We start from the raw sequence: 15,076 nt of genomic DNA, 5'->3' as shown, positions 1-15,076 counted from the left end.
ATGATCGTCGCAAACCACTACCATAACCACATCCACGGCACCCCTGCGGCCCGCATTTCCCTGACCTACGAGGCGCGTTTCCTGCGCCGGCGCGTGTTGGTCACGGATGATGGCCTCGAGTTCCTGCTGGACCTCGAGCAAACCACCTCTCTGGATCACGGCGGCGCCTTGATCCTTGAGGACGGTCGCGAGATCGAAGTCGTTGCCGCCCCCGAAACCCTGCTCCAAGTGCGTGGGGACCATCTGGTGCGACTGGCGTGGCACATCGGCAACCGCCACACGCCCTGCCAGATCGAAGAGGATCGCCTGCTGATCCAGCCCGACCACGTGATCCGCGACATGCTGGGAAAACTGGGGGCCGATGTGGCCGAAGTCACCGAACCCTTCACCCCCGAAGGCGGGGCGTATGGCCACGGGCGCACCCATTCCCATGCGCACTGACGCCACGATCCTGCTGGCCCAATGGCTCTCGCCCGCCTTTCCGGTGGGCGCGTTCGCCTATTCCAGCGGGCTCGAGGCGGCAGTGTCGGGTGGGCTGCCCGTCGATGCATTGCAGGACTGGCTGGCAGATTTTCTGGTCCACGGCACGGGGCGGTCGGACGCGATCCTGATCCGAGCCTCTGCCGAAACCGATGATCCTGCCGAGGTGGACGAAACCGCCCGCGCCTTTTGCGCCAGCCGCGAACGGTTGCTAGAGACCGAATCCATCGGTCGCGCGTTCTGCCTGCAGCTGGCGAATGTCTGGGATTTGCCCGTGGCGAACCTGACCTATCCGGTTGCTTTGGGGCAGGGCTTGCGGGCGCTGGACCTGCCGGTTGATCTGGCGATCCAGATGTACCTGCACGCCTATGTGTCCAACATGATCGCGGCGGCGCAACGCCTGATGCCCTTGGGGCACACTAACGGCCAGCGCATCCTGACGGCCCTGACGCCGCTCTGCGCCGAGGTTGCCGAAGAAACCAAAGGCTTGGGGTGCGATGACATCACCAGTCAATGCTTTGCCGCCGACATCGCGGCCATGCAGCACGAAGTACTAAGTCCAAGGATTTTCCGCACATGAGCAAACGGAATGGCCCCCTGCGGGTCGGGATCGGTGGTCCTGTCGGCGCCGGCAAGACCAGTCTGACCGCCGCCCTGTCTAAGCGCCTGAAAGATACGCATTCGATCGGGGTGATCACCAACGACATCTACACCCAAGAGGATGCCGAGGCCCTGATGCGCATGCAGATCCTGCCGCAGGACCGCATCATCGGCGTGGAAACGGGCGGCTGCCCGCACACGGCGATCCGCGAGGATGCGTCGATCAACCTTGCCGCGGTGGCGGAGATGCAGGAACGCCATCCCGACGTGGAAATCGTTCTGATCGAGAGCGGTGGCGATAACCTGTCGGCGACCTTCAGCCCCGAATTGGCGGACGTGACCATCTATGTAATCGATGTCGCCGCGGGCGAGGAAATTCCGCGCAAAGGTGGCCCCGCCATCACACGCTCGGACATCCTTGTGATCAACAAGACCGATCTGGCGCCTTATGTCGGTGCCTCGCTTGAGGTCATGGACCGCGATGCCACCCGCGTTCGCAAGGGACTGCCGTTCGTCTTTGCTTCTGTCCGAAAAGAAGAGGGCGTGGATCAGGTCATTGACCTGCTGTCGAAAATCGGCGGGTTCTAAAAAACGAAAAAGGGCCGCCCGCGGGCGACCCTTTCGAAACCTGTCGAGGTTCCTGAATTAGCGACGGATGCCCAGACGCTTGATCAGGTCCTGGTAACGTGCTTCTTCTTTGCCCTTCAGGTAGTCCAGCAGCTTGCGGCGCTGAGCAACCATCATCAACAGACCACGACGCGAGTGGTTGTCTTTCTTGTGGGTTTTGAAGTGCTCGGTCAGGGTGGTGATACGCGAGGTCAGGATAGCAACCTGTACTTCGGGCGAACCGGTGTCGCCTTCTTTGGTTGCGAATTCTTTGAGAATGCGTGCTTTTTCTTCAACAGTGATCGACATCGGGGTCTCCTGTTAGGTTAAGGGTTATGGCGCAGGCCGGGATGTCGTCCAGCAAGGCCCTTGGAGATATCCGCAACAGCGGATGCGCGTTGTTACGCGATTCTGTCTGAAAAATAAAGGCTCTTTGTCAGGCGAATGCATGAAGCCCGAAAGACGCCGCTTCGCGCGCGCTAAGCAGGATCACGTCATCCTCTGTCAGACTGGTGCAATCTGTCTTTGCCACCACTGTACCGTCAACGCGAATGCACCGCATTCCATCTTCGCCTAGGTCTTGATCCAGACTGAGGGTTGGCGTGTCTTCGTCCATGCTATCGTCGTACAGCACAAAGAGATCGTCCTCTTTCGCGTCGAAATCTTGAATGATGGCGGGTGCTGTTTCGTCACTGATTTCCTCGGACAGCTCTATTGCGTAGATGTCGCTGCCGTCTCCGCCATGGAAGTAGTCGCCCATGCCGCCGATCAGCGTATCATCCCCAAGGCCCCCATTCAGAAAATCCAGATCATTGCTGCGATCGACGATCACATCGTTGCCTTGGCCGCCAAAGAGTGCATCGCTCCCGCCGCCGCCAACCAGAGTATCATCCCCCAAGCAGCCGGACAGTTGATCGTCGCCTCCTGAGCCGCGGAGCAGGTCGTTATCTGGGCCACCGTTTAGGCTGTCGGTCCCCGAACCACCCACCAACGTGTCGCCGCCTGTCATACCACTCAGGACATCTTCGTCCTGACCGCCATCAAGCAAGTCGTCTCCGTCGCCGCCAGAGAGTGTGTCGGTGCCATCGCCCCCAAACAAGCTATCTGCGCCTGATTGCCCGTTCAGGCTGTCGTTCCCAGCGTGGCCGGACATCAGATCGTCGCCGTCAGAGCCAACCAGTTGCTCAGAGGCACTGCCGCCATCCAGCGTGTCGTTATCTGCGCTGCCGGTCAGAATATCGCCGGACTCTGGCGTTTCGGCGCGTAATTCTTCGGTTTCGTCTTCGGTGCTATCATCCGGCTCTGCATCGACCTGACCGGTCTCGGGCATTACCGTCATGGCCCCGACCATCAGGGCACCAAGTAAACTGGCCAGCATCAGCATTTCGGCCTCCTACACATGAACAGTGTTGAAGCTACTCTGGAACGCTATGGAATCGCAGTGTTTTTCGAGAAACCGGTTAACGGTTGATTAGTTGCGAGAGTCTTCAGGCATTTCTTGCATGATCTCTGTCGCGATCTGCGCGGCATAGTCCCCGATCAGTGGGACGAATTCGATCTTGGACAGCCAGAAGCCAACAAAGGAAACAAGAATCGTCGCCCCCATGACCGAACCAAGCCCAAACGAAATCCCGCGCAAAAACTGGTAAAACATCATTTTGCGGTAGCTGTCGTGGACGCGCAGGAACTTGTGGTTGTTCAGGCGCTCGATCTCTTGGCGCAGCTGTGCGGTTTCTGTCTGACTCATGTCTGGCTCCAAAGAACGGGCTGTACGTTATATGCAATATACAAGGGGTGCTTGGGGTGGCCAGCTTTGCTAAGTCCTAGGTGGAACAGGGGCCGACCTGTTGCGCGAAGTAGACGCTCGACTTCGGGGCCTCTGTTCAAATGGGCGCCATGTGTCCCCCAAGCGCAGACGATCTGGTCCGCCTGTAGGGCGCCGTCATGGATTGCTTGGTCATTGTAAGGGCCTATTGGGTCTTCTGCGGCTCGCATCGCCTTGGGGTCGGTATCACGCCACGCAAAGATGTTAGTGACTTCAAAGCTGCCAAAGCCCAGAGTGCGCGCGCGCCGTTCGCAGCGTTCGACCGTGGGGTCGTTTTGAACCTCGGTGGCGGTAGAGGGGTTCAGCATGACGAAAAGAGCGCGTTTGCCGTCAGGGTCCCACGTCCGAGTCAGGCTGTAGCGATAGTGTTCGCAATCTGAATATGTGGCGACCGAAGGTGCGTCGTCTTTGATATGGGTCCGTGTCAGCATGGCGCTGTAGTGCAGGCAAACGCGCAGAAATTGCAACGTGAATGTTGTTTTGTGCCTCTGGGCGCAAAGTGACTCGGATTTCCGCTTTTTTGAAATGTCTCCCTAAAAAGCGGGATCAGCGTGCCGATTACATTGATGGGCCGACTCACGCCCATGGAGTAATGGATGGAACTTTTGATGCTGCTTGGTTTAGGCGGCGCTCTTTCGGGCTTAGTGCTCGGGTGGGACGGCGGCCTGAGCATGCTCGCGCGAACTGGTCTGCGCGAGGCAGATGAGGAGTCCCTGAACGAAGGCGAAGACACGCAAGATGTCGAGCCCGTTGGGCCGTTCGAAGTCTCCAGCATGGAAGATTTCCTGTCTGGGGCCCATGACGACGAAATATATGTCACAGCCGAAGATGATGCGACAGGCAATTGGACCTACGCTGCCCGCACGGACTTGGACAACTTGCTGTCTGGCCAAGATGAAATGGCGTGGTTCTACGAGTCGGATGACCGCTCTGATCCCGAAAACGGCTTTGCTGCGGCCAAGGACAGCGATGCTCTGCTGCAGGTCGATAGCGGTGATGGCGACGATTATATTGAGGTCTGGGGCCATGCCGCGACAGAGATCGTCACAGGCGCTGGCGCTGACACCGTCTATATTTGCGACGGCTCAGGATACACCGTTCTTCACGTCGAGGATGATGACACGGCCTATCTCTGCGACGACTGGACAGGCTATGTGATGGGAACGGGCAATGCCTCGGTCTATGGCGGCGCTGGTGTCGATGTGATCCGAATGGCAGGCGACTCAAGCGGTTCGAATGTGCAGGCAGGTGACGGGAATGACGACCTGATAACCGGGGGTGGTGGCATCCTGAACGGAAACCAAGGGGACGACACTCTCGTTGCGAACGGCGATAATGCGGTTCTGCGCGGCGGTACCGGGAATGACCACATCACGTCTTATGGGGCGAATACCATCATCAGTGGCGCTGGCAACGACAACGTCATGCTTGGCAATGACTTTGTCGAGCACAGCTATATCGGTGACGATATGGGCGTGACTACCTACACTCGTGTCGCGGATGTGAGCTTGGGCGGGAACGGCGCTGCCGATGATGCCCACGGCGATGATGGTGATGATATCATCAACTATATCGACGCTGGTGATACGATCACCGGCGGGCACGGGACGGACACATTTAGCGCGATTGCGGGTGACGAAGCGTCGGTGATTACGGATTTCCGGCCCGGGCAAGAGACCCTGACGATCTACGGCACGGATGGGACTATGATAACTCACGGGAGCGGTACGCTGGTGGGTAAGCTCTCTGACGCCGAGCTGGATCAGATGATGCAGGAGGACGACACGTATGACCTAAGCGGTCGTGTGTCCTCGGCCTTTGATGAGGAGAGCGGTGCGACGACCATCCTGATCGATGATCAGCCCGCTGTCGTTCTGGAAAACTGCAGCTGGGTGACGGTCGGCTACGTGAATGGCGGTGACGACACCGTTTACGGGCTGGATGGGCAGCCCTTGGCCGAGGGTCTCCGGGCGAATGTGATTGTGGAAGTCCACGAAAACATCACCCAGATTTCCCAGATCGGCTGACGCTTAGTCCAGATTGAACACGCGCACGGGATGCAGGTTGCCGGACTTGAAGGTGCCGACGGCCAGCGCCTTGCCTTCGTAGCTGGCCCAAACCTCTTCGCCGTATTCAACGCCCGATGCGATCACCATGCCGGGGTTGCCATTCTTCAGACGCACCGCGCCTTCGGGGGTGGCCGTGACTTCGGTCATGTCATCAAGGCCCGCCTCAACCGGCAGCAAGAAGTCGTCCAGTTCGGGCGTGCGGGCTTTCTCTTCGATCTGCTCCAGCGTTACCCCGTCTTCGGCAGCGTCAAAGGGGCCGGACCAAATGCGGCGCAGGCGTTGGACGTGCCCGTGGCAGCCCAGCCTTTCGCCCAAATCGCGTGCGATCGAGCGCACGTAGCCGCCCTTGCCGCAGGTCATTTCCAGAACCACGTGGTCCGCGTCGGGGCGGTCCACCAGCAGCAGTTCCTCTACGAATAGGGGGCGGGCAGCCAACTCCACATCCTCGCCATCGCGGGCCAGTTTATAGGCGCGCTGGCCGTCGATCTTCACAGCGCTGAATTTGGGCGGGACCTGCATGATGTCGCCGACAAAGCCGAACAGCGCTTCTTTGATCTCGTCATCGGTGGGACGGTTCGGCGAGGTCGCAATCACTTCGCCTTCTTCGTCGTCGGTATTGGTGGCCGCGCCAAGGGTGACGGTGAATTCATACGCCTTCATGGCGTCGGTGATGTAGGGAACGGTCTTGGTCGCTTCGCCCAACGCCACGGCCAGAACGCCGGTCGCATCGGGATCAAGGGTACCCGCATGGCCCGCCTTGTTCGCGTTAAAGGCCCATTTGACCTTGTTCACCACAGCGGTCGAGGTCATGCCTGCCGGCTTGTCGATCACCAGCCAGCCCGAAATATCGCGGCCTTTTTTCTTGCGTGCCATAGTGGTCCCTACTGTCTGCCAAGGTCGGCGGACCTACCCCAGCGACCGGCTTTGGTCAATCGTCTGCTGGCACCACTGTGCCGACAATTGGTCCCATCGGGAACCCCCCGTCGTGCCGGTTCAATTCCGGCGCGTACAGGCGCGAGATATTCCCGTCAAAGTACAAGGCATTGGGGGTTTTCAGCGCATCGCGAAACAGGGTGCCGAATTCGTGGAAGGTCACGATGTTGTTCGAGATGACGAAATACGCGGTTTTGCCATCCTCGGTCGTGCCGACGCCGTTGCGGATGTAGCGCGAATCCGAGTCCCTCAGGAAACGGGGGTGCAGCGCGCCGTCGATCACCAGCATCGGGCCGGATTGGTTGGCATCGCGGCAGATCGGCTTTTCCTCGGCGTAGCGCAGGGTTTCATAGACCTGAGCGCTGCCATCGTTCAGGCAGAGCACACCGTTTGGCAGCATCCCGAAATTGCCCGGTCCCGCGTTGGGGATCACACGCATCTCTTCTTTGCCGTTCTCGACGTAGTGGCCGACTGGCGCACGGTTGGGGTGGTACATGCCCGCATTCATAGCAAAGCCAAGTTGCATCCCCTTGGCCTTGAGTCCGTTGTCCAGTTTGCGGAACTGGCCCCAGATGTCGCCGTCCCCGTCATTCAGGAACAGGCGCACGTCTTCTTGGGTCAGATCGACCGCGCAAACGGTATAGTCATTGCCCTGATATTCTAGATCACGGCAATCAGAGGCAGGGGCCGCAATCGCGCTGCCCGTCAGGATCGCGGCTGCAAGCAGCAGTCGGCGCATCACTCCTCCAGATCGCGGCGGACGGTGTCCTGATCGAACAGGCGGCGCGTCTCGTCCATCTGGTCAAAGGTTTCGTCCAGACGGAAGCGCAGGTCGGGCGTGTATTTTAGGTTGGTGACCTTGCCGATGGCGCGGCGCAACTCGTTCTTGTTGCGGGCCAACAGTTCGACCACTTGATCCTGCCCCTGTCCGCCCAAGGGCATGACATAAGCGGTCGCTATCTTCAGATCGGGCGAGGTACGCACTTCGCCCACGCTGACCGACAAACGGTTCAGGTCAGGGTCATGGATATCGCCCCGTTGCAGCACCTCTGACAGGGTGCGTCGGATGAGTTCGCCCACGCGCAGCTGACGCTGCGAAGGTCCGGGGCCTTCGGAGAATTTGTTCTTAGCCATAGTGCGCATCTAATCCTTTGACCGCGCCATGCCAAGCAGCCTTTGCCAAAGCAGCAACTCTCGGCTAGTCACACCCGGATCATATCAGAAAAGGACGCGGGTTATGTCGGAAAGCATCGGTATTGTCATCACAGGCGCATCGGGCCGTATGGGGCAGATGCTGGTCAAAACCGTGAACGAACGTGGCGGCGTCCATCTGGCGGGTGTTGTCGAACGTGCGGGCCATGACTGGGTCGGTCAGGATCTGGGCGTTCTTATGGGCGGCACCGAAAGCGGTGTGATCGTGTCTGACGATCCTGCAGCGGCCTTTGCTGGGGCTCAGGCTGTGATCGATTTCACCGCTCCGGCTGCGACAATTTCCTTTGCCAAAACAGCGGCAGAGGCGGCTGCGGCCCACATCATCGGCACCACCGGCTTCACCGAGGACGACCTGAAGGCGCTGGCCGAAGCTGGGCAGGGCGGCGTCACCATCCGCGCGGGCAACATGAGCCTTGGCGTGAACCTGCTCGTGCAGCTGACCAAGAAAGTCGCGGCTGCCCTAGACGAAGATTTCGACATCGAAGTGATCGAGGCGCACCACCGCCGCAAAGTCGACGCGCCCTCGGGCACCGCACTGATGCTCGGGGAGGCCGCCGCCGAAGGCCGCGGCGTGGCGCTGAAAGACGTCGAGGACCGCGCCCGTGACGGCATCACCGGAGAGCGTAAGCGCGGCGACATCGGTTTCAGTGTGATTCGCGGCGGCGACATCGTGGGCGAGCATGACGTGCTATTCGCAGCGGATGGCGAGCGCATCACCCTGCGCCACGTTGCCACTGACCGCGGTGTTTTCGCCCGCGGTGCGATCAAAGCGGCGCTCTGGGCACAGGGGAAAGATGCTGGCGATTATGATATGCTGGACGTGCTGGGGCTGTGAATCGCCTGTTCACCGAATGGTGAACCCGATGTGAAAACCAAAGCGGCCTCTGAGACGTTTCCTTATCAACAGGTGAACGGAGGCCGCGATGAAGACCAAAGCCATACTCTCTGCTCTTGCCCTCTGCATGATGGCAACGGGCGCCTCTGCGGAACTGCAGGTGGTCAAAGACCAGAGCGCATTCCTGAATTTGGTCAAAGGGCGTGATCTGACCCGTCTGGGGATTACGCTACAAGTCTCTGAAAACGGTGAAATCACAGGCCGCGCCTTTGGAAAACAGGTGTCTGGCGCGTGGCAATGGCACGACAGTTATTTCTGTCGCAGCCTGTTCTGGGGGCAGCAAGACTTAGGCAATAACTGCCAGCAGGTCGCCATGGACGGCAACGATATCCGCTTCACCTCGGATCGAGGCGCGGGCAATCACGCCAACTTCGGGCTGAAGTAATCGCGGTCAGAAATCGACCGCGATCCCTTTCTTTTCCCAGTCGCCATAGCGCACGGGCTCTGGGCCATCGCGGCCTCCTAGTTCGGGTGGCAGGTCCAACCCTTGGTCCTTTTTGCGGCGCTCTTCGGCCTCGGCTAGGGCGCGCTGTGCGGCGGGCGGCAAGTCTCGCTTTTGCTCTTCGCTCATCTTGGTTCCTTTCCGGCTATTGTCTTGATATACGCAGCATCTGCCCACGGGCAAGATGACGGAGTGTTTCATGGATAAGAGCGGCCTCGCACCGCGCCGTACGGCGCTGTACCTGCTAGATCAGATCACCGGCGAAGGACGCCTGATGGCCGAGATGGTCTCCAGCGGCGTGTTGGACCGTTTGGAGCCAGAAGAGCGTGCCCGCGCCCAAGGTTTGGTCATGGACACCCTGCGCGGGATGGAGCGTGCGGACCGCATGCTGCAAAAGCATCTGCGCAAAGATCCGTCCTTGACCGTGAAGAATGCGCTGCGCCTTGGCGTGATCGAAATCTGTGCCCGCCGCGAGGCAGGGCATGGGGTCGTGAACTCCTATGTCGAACTTATCTCGCGCAACAAACGCAACGCCATGCTCAAGGGGCTGGTGAACGCGGTTCTGCGCAAGTTTACCACCGACGGACCAGAGGCATGGGATGCCCTGCGCACCCCGCGCATGCCGAAATGGCTGCGCGATCCGCTGGCCGAGGCTTGGGGCGCCAAGCCCATCGCCGCGATGGAAGAGGTGCAGTTTGCAGGCGCTCCGCTAGATCTGACACCCAAAGGCGACGCTGCTGCGTTGGCAGAGCGTTTGGGGGGTGAACTGCTGCCGACTGGCTCCGTACGTCTGCGCGATCCAGGGCAGGTGACCGCTCTGGACGGCTACGAGGCTGGCGATTGGTGGGTACAGGACGCGGCGGCGGCAGTCCCCGCGAAAATCCTCAATGCCCAAGCGGGCGAGAAGGTGCTGGACCTTTGCTCTGCGCCCGGCGGTAAGACCCTGCAGATGGCCAACGCTGGCGCGAAGGTTACGGCGCTCGATATCTCCGAAGATCGCCTGAAGCGCGTCCACGAGAACCTGCAGCGTTGTGGGCTGAAAGCCAACGTCGTCCAAGGCGACGCGCTAGAACACGAAGGCAAATACGATGCGATCCTGCTGGATGCGCCGTGTTCGGCCACCGGCACCATCCGCCGTCACCCCGATCTACCCTATGCCAAAGATGGCAGCGGCTTTTTCTCTCTGATCGAGCTGCAAGAGGTCATGCTGGACCGCGCACTGACCCTGCTGAAACCCGGCGGGCGTCTGGTCTACTGCACCTGTTCGCTCCTGCCCGACGAGGGCGAAGTCCAGATCGAAGAGCTGCTCGCTCGTAATCCAAATGTTCAAGCTGATACTGCTGCGATGGACCTGCCGTGGGTTGAGGACGCTTGGCGCTCGCCCGAGGGCGGATTGCGCCTTCGCCCTGATTATTGGGCAGATCGGGGCGGTATGGACGGGTTCTACGTGGCGTGCCTGCGCTTGAATGCGTGACTTTGATCTCTACCGGATGTAGAGTCTGACTTAAAAATAGGGACGTCGAAACGGCGCCCGCATTTGCAGGCAGGCTTACAAATGGCAGAGCACCTTAGTTTGCAGGAACGACGCACGCGGACCGTGAACCACATTCACGCCCGGTTGGCTGGTTTTGGGGCCAAGGCAAACGCGTTCACAACTAGCCCCGAACCGCGCACGATCGGCGCTGTTGCGCGGGGGCGGCAGTTGCTGGCTGGGAATTTTCTGTTCGCGGGGCGTTTGATCGAAGCGCCAGACACCTCGATCTGGAAAATCCGCATGCCCACAGGGCGCTTTGCGATGGAAGTGCACGGGTGCGCCTGGCTCGATGATCTGGCGGCGCTCGGCTCGCCAGAGGCGCGCGCTGCAGCCCAGACATGGGTGCTGGAATGGATCGCGCTTTATGGCGCGGGCAAAGGAGAAGGCTGGTCGCCTGATCTAACGGGTCGCCGGATTATCCGCTGGATCAACCATGCGTTGGTCATCTTGCGCGGGGCGGAACCCAAACAGTCTCAGAAATTTTACGCAGCGCTTGCCCGACAGACGACGTTTCTGTCCCGCAGATGGCGCGCCGCAGGCGCTGGTCTGCCGCGTACCGAAGCGCTGGCGGGCCTTGTCTACGCAGGTCTCGCGCTTGAAGGCATGGAGAAGTTGGTCGGCCCTGCTGTTGATGCTTTGGCGGGGCACTGTGACAGTCAAATCGATTCGAGCGGTGGTATTGCCTCGCGTAATCCCGAAGAGTTGCTCGAAGTCTTCAACCTGCTGGCTTGGGTCAAGGTTGCGCTCAAAGACTCCGGCCATCGCGTGCCGCCGTCGCTTCACGATGCGCTAGAGCGAGTCGCGCCGACCCTACGGGCCTTGCGCCACGCAGACGGAGATTTGGCGCGGTTTCACGGTGGCGGTCGCGGCGTCGAAGGGCGCTTGGACCGCGCACTGGCGAACGCAAGGATTAAGGCCACGCCGCGTTCGGGTCTTGCTATGGGCTATGCGCGCCTGTCTGCGGGCCGAACCAGCGTGGTGATCGATGCCGCTGCGCCAGATGCCGCGCCGACCGGATTTGCCGCGCATGCCTCAACACTGGCGTTCGAACTGACTTCAGGGCGCCGGCCTATCGTGGTGAACTGCGGATCAGGCCGCGATTTTGGCGCGGACTGGCGTCGGGCAGGGCGGGCGACGCCCTCTCATTCGACGCTCAGCCTGACCGGCCTGTCCTCGTCGCAACTTGGGCCAGAGACGTGGCGCGGCGGTATCCTGCGCGAATATTTGGTCAACGCGCCCGATGATGTGCGTGCACAGATCACCCGATCGCCAGAGGGGATGCAGTTCGAGGGGGGCCACAACGGATATGCCGACAGTCATGGCCTGACGCACGCCCGCATGATGGACCTGAGCTTTGACGGGCGCGCTTTGGTCGGAGAGGACTTGTTGGCGACGATCGACCCCAAATCGCGCCGCCAATTCGACGCGGCGCTTGATGATACCGCGCTGACTGGGGTGCCGTTCAACATCCGCTTCCACCTGCACCCGGAGGTGGAGCCGACTCTGGACATGGGCGGGACGGCTGTGTCCATGACACTCAAAAGTGGTGAGGTTTGGGTCTTCCGCCACGATGGCGTGGGTGAATTGGCCTTACAGCCGAGTGTTTATCTGGAAAAAGGTCGGATTCGGCCCCGAACGACGAAACAGATCGTTTTATCTGCCCGCGCGATAGATTATGCGACCCGCATCCGCTGGTCTTTTGCCAAAGCACAGGATAGCGAAGGCGCGATCCGTGATCTCGCCCCTGCCACGGCCGAGACCGACTGACCGAACGCGACCTTAGGAGACCCCTCGATGCAAGACCTCGCACCCATGCGCCGTGCGCTCATTTCCGTATCCGATAAAACCGGCCTCGTAGATCTGGGCAAAGCGCTGGCCGCACGCGGCGTCGAGCTGCTGTCCACCGGCGGCACGTCCAAGGCCCTGCGCGACGCAGGTCTCGAGGTCAAAGACGTCTCCGAGATCACCAACTTCCCCGAAATGATGGATGGCCGCGTCAAGACCCTGCACCCCATGGTCCACGGCGGCCTACTGGCGCTGCGCGACAACGGCACCCACGTTCAGGCGATGCAGGAACACGGCATCCCCGAGATTGACCTGCTGGTCGTGAACCTCTACCCGTTCGAGGCGGCTCTGGCCCGCGGCGCCGAGTATGACGAGATGATCGAGAACATCGACATCGGCGGCCCCGCGATGATCCGCGCCTCGGCCAAGAACCACGGCTTCACCACCACCATCGTTGATGTCGAAGATTACGACGCGCTGCTGGCAGAGCTGGAAGCCAACGACGGCAAAACCACCTACGGCTTCCGTCAGAAGATGGCGCAAAACGCATACGCCCGCACCGCGGCCTACGACGCGGCTGTGTCGAACTGGATGGCTGGCGCTGCTGGCGTCGAAACCCCGCGCCGCCGTACCTTTGCTGGCGAAATCAAGCAGACCCTGCGTTACGGTGAAAACCCCCATCAGCAAGCGGCGTTCTATGTGGATGGCGGCAACCGCCCCGGCGTTTCGAACTTCGAGCAGCATCAGGGCAAAGAGCTGTCGTACAACAACATCAACGACACCGATGCGGCCTTCGAACTGGTTTCGGAATTCCTTCCCAAGGACGGCCCCGCCTGTGCGATTATCAAGCACGCCAACCCCTGCGGCGTGTCGCGCGGCGAGACCCTGAAAGAGGCATACCAGCGCGCGTTTGACTGTGACCGCACCAGCGCGTTCGGCGGCATCATCGCCCTGAACCAGATTCTGGACGCAGAAACCGCACTCGCGATCACCGAGATCTTCACCGAGGTTGTGATCGCCCCCGGCGCAGACGACGCGGCCAAAGAAATCTTTGCCAAGAAGAAAAACCTGCGTCTTCTGACCACCCCCGGTCTGGCAAATGCGGCGTCAGCCGGTTTGGCGTTCAAACAGGTGTCTGGCGGGCTGCTGGTTCAAGACCGCGACAATGGCATGATGACCTTCGAAGATCTGAAGGTTGTGACCAAGGTTGCGCCCACCCAGCAAGAGCTCGAAGATCTGCTGTTCGCGTGGAAAGTCGCCAAGCACGTGAAGTCGAACGCCATCGTTTACGCGAAAAATGGCGCGACCGTCGGAATCGGCGCTGGCCAGATGAGCCGCGTGGACTCGACCCGTATCGCAGCGCGTAAGAGCCAGGACATGGCCGACGTTCTGGGCCTGAAAGAGCCGACCGTGATGGGGTCTGTTGTGGCATCGGACGCGTTTTTCCCCTTCCCCGATGGTCTGCTGACTGCTGCCGAAGCGGGCGCAACGGCTGTGATCCAGCCCGGTGGCTCCATGCGTGACGACGAAGTGATTAAGGCCGCTGACGAGGCAGGCCTCGCGATGGTCTTTACCGGCCAGCGTCACTTCCGCCACTAAGAGGACGGCCATGACCCGCGCGGTAGCACAACTCTTCTGGCCTGCCTTCTGGGTGTTTCTGGCGGACCAAGCCAGCAAATACATCGTGGTCCACATGATGGAACTGCGCACCCTTGGGCAGATCGACGTGCTGCCGCCGTTCTTGCAATTCCACATGGCGTGGAACCGCGGGATCAACTTCGGCCTCTTTACCTCGGACGGGGACATGGGGCGCTGGATTCTGATCGCGATTGCGCTGGTGATCAGCATCGGCGTGATCCTTTGGACCCTGCGCACCAAGCCCGGTCGTTGGGCAACTCTGTCTGCTGGCGTGCTGGTGGGCGGTGCTCTCGCAAATGTGGTGGATCGCGTTCTTTATGGCGCGGTCGCCGATTTCCTGAACATGTCATGCTGCGGGATCAGCAATCCCTATGCGTTTAATATTGCAGATATTGCTATTTTTGCTGGGGCGATCGGACTTGTGATCTTTGAGCCGAGCAAAGCACGGAAAAAGGGTGCGTGACGCCGCCCTTATCTGCTGTTAAGCGTGGAGCAAAGTAGCGGAGGTCTAGTTAGGCATGAAGCGTTTCGTGCTCGTCATTGCAGCGTTGGCTCTTGGGGCCTGCGATAACGGAAACCCCGATCGTCTGTCTCGGGGACCGGACGAATTTGCCATTGTTCCTGTGAAGCCTCTGGAAATACCTGACACAGCGGCCTTGCCCGTGCCCACCACTGGCAGTGCCAATCGGTCGGACCTGACCCCGCTCGCGGATGGTGTTGCTGCATTGGGCGGCCGGACCGAAGCCGTTGATGGTCAGTATCCTGCCGCTGATGGCGCGCTGGTCAGCTATGCTGCTCGTGGCGGCCTGTCGCCTGACATCCGCGCGGTTCTGGCCGAAGAAGACCAGATTTGGGTCAAACGTCGTCGCCGTCTGCTAGGGCCAGAGTTGCCCTACAACGAGATGCGTCTCGATCCATACGAGCTAATCGACTCGTATCGCGCGCGCGGCTACCGCGTCCCGACGCCGCCGCCTCTCGAAGACGAATAATCGCGACACGGTCGGTCACAGTCCTGTCAGCCCCCTTGAATGCCTGCGGTCTTCGCGTAGCTTCCTTT

General features: G+C 60.4%; 19 protein-coding genes. 11 read left to right on the top strand and 8 right to left on the bottom strand.

Annotation, left to right across the window (positions count from 1 at the left end; genetic code table 11):
- From N4A58_RS14055 to ureG, 3 genes are read left to right on the top strand one after another with little or no spacing between them, the layout of a single operon-like run.
- Positions 1-441, top strand: a complete 441-nt coding sequence (locus N4A58_RS14055) for an urease accessory protein UreE (protein ID WP_293710660.1) — start codon at positions 1-3, stop codon at positions 439-441.
- Positions 407-1,060 (top strand): urease accessory protein UreF, encoded by a 654-nt coding sequence (locus tag N4A58_RS14050; RefSeq protein WP_293710658.1) that lies wholly within the window; start codon positions 407-409, stop codon positions 1,058-1,060. The genes N4A58_RS14055 and N4A58_RS14050 overlap by 35 nt, the downstream gene beginning before the upstream one ends.
- A complete protein-coding gene (gene ureG / locus N4A58_RS14045; RefSeq protein WP_293710656.1) occupies positions 1,057-1,668 on the top strand; it encodes an urease accessory protein UreG in 612 nt (203 codons plus the stop codon). The genes N4A58_RS14050 and ureG overlap by 4 nt, the downstream gene beginning before the upstream one ends.
- A 57-nt stretch (positions 1,669-1,725) precedes the next feature.
- Here the strand turns inward: ureG and rpsO are convergent, their stop codons facing one another.
- The 4 genes from rpsO to N4A58_RS14025 form a co-directional block, all read right to left on the bottom strand.
- The gene (rpsO, locus tag N4A58_RS14040) at positions 1,726-1,995 is read right to left on the bottom strand and encodes a 30S ribosomal protein S15 (RefSeq protein WP_072709302.1); all 270 of its coding nucleotides are present in this window, start codon (positions 1,993-1,995) and stop codon (positions 1,726-1,728) included.
- A 127-nt stretch (positions 1,996-2,122) separates the two neighbouring features.
- Positions 2,123-3,070 (bottom strand): calcium-binding protein, encoded by a 948-nt coding sequence (locus tag N4A58_RS14035; protein ID WP_293710653.1) that lies wholly within the window; start codon positions 3,068-3,070, stop codon positions 2,123-2,125.
- A gap of 87 nt (positions 3,071-3,157) precedes the next feature.
- Positions 3,158-3,433, bottom strand: a complete 276-nt coding sequence (locus N4A58_RS14030; RefSeq protein ID WP_072709306.1) for a DUF5665 domain-containing protein — start codon at positions 3,431-3,433, stop codon at positions 3,158-3,160.
- Positions 3,430-3,942, bottom strand: coding sequence for a DUF1643 domain-containing protein (locus N4A58_RS14025; RefSeq protein WP_293710650.1), 513 nt, complete (start codon positions 3,940-3,942; stop codon positions 3,430-3,432). Before N4A58_RS14025 ends, N4A58_RS14030 begins: the two co-directional genes overlap by 4 nt.
- Positions 3,943-4,107: 165 nt before the next feature.
- Here N4A58_RS14025 and N4A58_RS14020 point away from each other — a divergent pair, with 165 nt between their 5' ends.
- On the top strand, positions 4,108-5,538 hold the full coding sequence (locus N4A58_RS14020) for a hypothetical protein (RefSeq protein ID WP_293710648.1): 1,431 nt from the start codon (positions 4,108-4,110) through the stop codon (positions 5,536-5,538).
- A gap of 3 nt (positions 5,539-5,541) precedes the next feature.
- Here N4A58_RS14020 and truB read toward each other — a convergent pair whose 3' ends face one another.
- The 3 genes from truB to rbfA are packed head-to-tail and all read right to left on the bottom strand — an operon-like array spanning position 5,542 to position 7,647.
- The gene (gene truB, locus N4A58_RS14015) at positions 5,542-6,453 is read right to left on the bottom strand and encodes a tRNA pseudouridine(55) synthase TruB (RefSeq protein ID WP_293710646.1); all 912 of its coding nucleotides are present in this window, start codon (positions 6,451-6,453) and stop codon (positions 5,542-5,544) included.
- Between the two features lie 55 nt (positions 6,454-6,508).
- On the bottom strand, positions 6,509-7,252 hold the full coding sequence (locus tag N4A58_RS14010) for a phosphodiester glycosidase family protein (RefSeq protein ID WP_293710644.1): 744 nt from the start codon (positions 7,250-7,252) through the stop codon (positions 6,509-6,511).
- The gene (gene rbfA / locus N4A58_RS14005; RefSeq protein WP_072709314.1) at positions 7,252-7,647 is read right to left on the bottom strand and encodes a 30S ribosome-binding factor RbfA; all 396 of its coding nucleotides are present in this window, start codon (positions 7,645-7,647) and stop codon (positions 7,252-7,254) included. Before rbfA ends, N4A58_RS14010 begins: the two co-directional genes overlap by 1 nt.
- A gap of 103 nt (positions 7,648-7,750) precedes the next feature.
- Between rbfA and dapB the strand changes: the two genes are divergently transcribed.
- Complete coding sequence (gene dapB, locus N4A58_RS14000; protein WP_293710641.1) at positions 7,751-8,560, top strand: 4-hydroxy-tetrahydrodipicolinate reductase; 810 nt, start codon at positions 7,751-7,753, stop codon at positions 8,558-8,560.
- Between the two features lie 88 nt (positions 8,561-8,648).
- Positions 8,649-9,005 (top strand): dihydrodipicolinate reductase, encoded by a 357-nt coding sequence (locus tag N4A58_RS13995; protein WP_293710639.1) that lies wholly within the window; start codon positions 8,649-8,651, stop codon positions 9,003-9,005.
- A gap of 6 nt (positions 9,006-9,011) precedes the next feature.
- Here the strand turns inward: N4A58_RS13995 and N4A58_RS13990 are convergent, their stop codons facing one another.
- The gene (locus N4A58_RS13990) at positions 9,012-9,191 is read right to left on the bottom strand and encodes a DUF1674 domain-containing protein (RefSeq protein ID WP_293710637.1); all 180 of its coding nucleotides are present in this window, start codon (positions 9,189-9,191) and stop codon (positions 9,012-9,014) included.
- Positions 9,192-9,261: 70 nt separating this feature from the next.
- Here N4A58_RS13990 and N4A58_RS13985 point away from each other — a divergent pair, with 70 nt between their 5' ends.
- The 5 genes from N4A58_RS13985 to N4A58_RS13965 all read left to right on the top strand — a co-directional run bounded on the left by N4A58_RS13985 (position 9,262) and on the right by N4A58_RS13965 (position 15,008).
- Complete coding sequence (locus N4A58_RS13985; RefSeq protein ID WP_293710636.1) at positions 9,262-10,536, top strand: RsmB/NOP family class I SAM-dependent RNA methyltransferase; 1,275 nt, start codon at positions 9,262-9,264, stop codon at positions 10,534-10,536.
- Positions 10,537-10,617: 81 nt separating this feature from the next.
- Positions 10,618-12,363 carry a heparinase II/III family protein gene (locus N4A58_RS13980; RefSeq protein WP_293710635.1) on the top strand — a complete coding sequence of 582 codons (1,746 nt, stop codon included), beginning with the start codon at positions 10,618-10,620 and terminating at the stop codon, positions 12,361-12,363.
- Positions 12,364-12,390: 27 nt separating this feature from the next.
- Positions 12,391-13,980: a bifunctional phosphoribosylaminoimidazolecarboxamide formyltransferase/IMP cyclohydrolase gene (gene purH, locus N4A58_RS13975; protein WP_293710633.1), complete on the top strand. Its 1,590-nt coding sequence runs from the start codon at positions 12,391-12,393 to the stop codon at positions 13,978-13,980.
- Between the two features lie 10 nt (positions 13,981-13,990).
- A complete protein-coding gene (gene lspA / locus N4A58_RS13970; RefSeq protein ID WP_293710631.1) occupies positions 13,991-14,482 on the top strand; it encodes a signal peptidase II in 492 nt (163 codons plus the stop codon).
- A 55-nt stretch (positions 14,483-14,537) separates the two neighbouring features.
- Positions 14,538-15,008 (top strand): DUF3035 domain-containing protein, encoded by a 471-nt coding sequence (locus N4A58_RS13965; protein ID WP_072709331.1) that lies wholly within the window; start codon positions 14,538-14,540, stop codon positions 15,006-15,008.
- Positions 15,009-15,076: the final 68 nt, after the last annotated feature.

Origin of the sequence: Donghicola sp., from assembly GCF_025210255.1 — a bacterium.
Lineage (GTDB): Bacteria > Pseudomonadota > Alphaproteobacteria > Rhodobacterales > Rhodobacteraceae > Donghicola > Donghicola eburneus.
This window is presented reverse-complemented; position numbering and strand designations above follow the sequence as displayed.